The sequence below is a fragment of the Bacillus sp. 522_BSPC genome (genome assembly GCF_001076885.1).
Classification (GTDB): Bacteria; Bacillota; Bacilli; order Bacillales; family Cytobacillaceae; genus Niallia; species Niallia hominis.
Genome location: NZ_JVDT01000132.1, coordinates 1 through 2,201, shown reverse-complemented (window position 1 = coordinate 2,201; position 2,201 = coordinate 1). Strand labels below are relative to the sequence as shown.

The 2,201-nt window shown below is 34.1% G+C and carries 2 protein-coding genes; both read left to right on the top strand.

Annotation, left to right across the window (positions count from 1 at the left end):
• Positions 1 to 152: 152 nt before the first annotated feature.
• On the top strand, positions 153 to 1,466 hold the full coding sequence (locus ADJ83_RS10325) for an IS1380 family transposase (protein WP_016205278.1): 1,314 nt from the start codon (positions 153 to 155) through the stop codon (positions 1,464 to 1,466).
• Between the two features lie 305 nt (positions 1,467 to 1,771).
• A partial coding sequence (locus tag ADJ83_RS10320) for a response regulator transcription factor (RefSeq protein ID WP_160314255.1) occupies positions 1,772 to 2,201 on the top strand: 430 nt, incomplete at its 3' end.

The window sequence follows — 2,201 nt, the reverse complement described above, 5'->3', positions numbered from 1 at the left end:
CCTGAATTATTCATAGAAAATCATTAATTGGTTACAATCGTTATTCCAATAAGCTTTTTTGTTAAATGTTAATTCACTTGATAAATGAAAAAAGAATCCATTTCTGATAAGGTTAAAACAACGACGAAATAACCACAGAAAGGATTCTTATAATGGCTACTTTACCGCAAATTACCCTTGATTTCAATCGCAAAATTAAATTGTCAAATGATGGAGGGGATCTGTCCTCCGATACTGGTGAATTTCTTTTTAGGGAATTCGATGAGAAAATTGGATTTTCAAAAACACTAGAAAACCATTTGAGGTTAAACGATTCTAGGGCCTATTACCTCCATTCAAACGAGAACTTATTACGTCAAAAGATTTATCAAATGATTGCGGGCTATTCCGAGGATGATGCAGCTGATCATTTAACGAAAGATCCAGTTTTCACCCAAATCATAGGAACGCCAGCGCTCGCTTCACAACCGAGTTTATCTCGTTTTTACACACGTTTTGATAAAGAGTCTATTGATCATTTAAATCAAGCAAACCAAGAATTACTTGATAAAATCCATTCATTTCGGGGGTCCGAAGCTTTATTTATCGATTTGGATTCAACCCATTCTGATACTTATGGAAATCAAGAGGATTCTTCCTACAATACGCATTATGGAACAATGGGTTTTCATCCATTGGTTGCTTTTGATGGTGCTACAGGTGACTTTCTTAAAGCGAAGCTTCGTCCCGGAAATGTATATACTTCAAATGGTATTGTTGAGTTTATTCAGCCATTAATTGAACACTACAACCAAAAGTTCCCTGAAACGAATTTATTCCTTCGTGGAGACAGTGGGTTTGCCGTCCCCGACTTGTACGAATTGTGTGAAAAGGAATCCGTTTTATATGTGATCCGATTAAAATCTAACCTACAATTACAAAGTCTTGCTAAAGAATACCATCCTTCTTCTGCACCACGAGATGTTTCAGAAACAGAGCGCTATTTTGAAGAAGCCACTTATCAAGCCAAGTCATGGTCGAAACCAAGAAAAGTGATTATCCAATCGGTACGACCAGCTGGTGAATTACTTTTTGCCCATTCCTTTTTTGTTACAAATTTTGAAATAGCTTCTCCAAAAGACATCGTACGAGCTTATCAAAAAAGAGGAACGATGGAAAACTATATCAAGGAATCAAAGAATGGCTTTTATTTGGATCACATGAATAGTCATTCTTTTCAAGTCAACACGGTAAAAATGATGCTAAGCCTGCTTGCTTATAATTTAACGAATTGGTTACGAACCATTTGCTTTCCACAAGGTCAAAAGATGATGCAAATTGATACCATACGTACAAGGCTTATTAAAGTTGCCAGTAAACTAGTGAAATCAGGTAGATCTTATTACTTTAAATTGTCATCAAGTTTTGTCTATCAGAAATTCTTTTGGAACGTATTGGGTCAAATACAAAAACTCCAGATTGAGTAGCTTAACTTGGTTTTACCAACTGAAAAAAATTTAAATTTCAGTTAAGGGGAGAAGTCTGCCTAAAAATAGGACATTTCCAATGGGAAATAAATTAATTAGATTTTAAAGGTTAGAAAATGTTCAATCTTATAAAAAGATAGAAAACTCTCACCTGCATTTTAGAAAAACGTGCATCTTTTAAAGTGCTATGAATATTTCAGGTAATTATTGAGAATGAAGAAACCACATCAGATTTGCTATCTTTTTTTAAGGCACAGAATTTTGCCTGTATTAGAGAAAATTCTATAAAAAAAGTACTTTTTTGGTTGGAAAAGGAATCAATAGATCTTGTTTTAATTTCCAATTATTCTAAGTACAAAAATATTTTTGAAGAGATCCGAAGTTCTTCATCCGTACCAATTGTTCTTATATTTAATAACAGGAAAAAATCGGACTTAATCAAAACTTTAAGAGAAGGGGCAGATGTCTGTTTATTTGAACCAATTAATAAAGAGGAATTATTAGCAAGAGTAACAGCAATTCTAAGGAGAAGTAGGAAAAAGAACCAAAGTACGATTCGATTTAATGGTCTTATTTGGAGGGAAGATTCATATGACCTAAAATTTTTTCATCAACCTATTTCTCTAGCCCCAAAGGAGTTTACTATTTTGGGATTCCTTTTAAAAAATCCTGACAAAGTGATTACCCATGGTGAAATGGTCACAACTATCTGGGGGAAAAGAACTGCGGTTAGTG

Coding starts and splice junctions, on each gene's coding strand:
- ADJ83_RS10325 (WP_016205278.1), top strand. CDS start 153: ATGGCTACTTTACCGCAAATTACCCTTGATTTCAATCGCAAAATTAAA.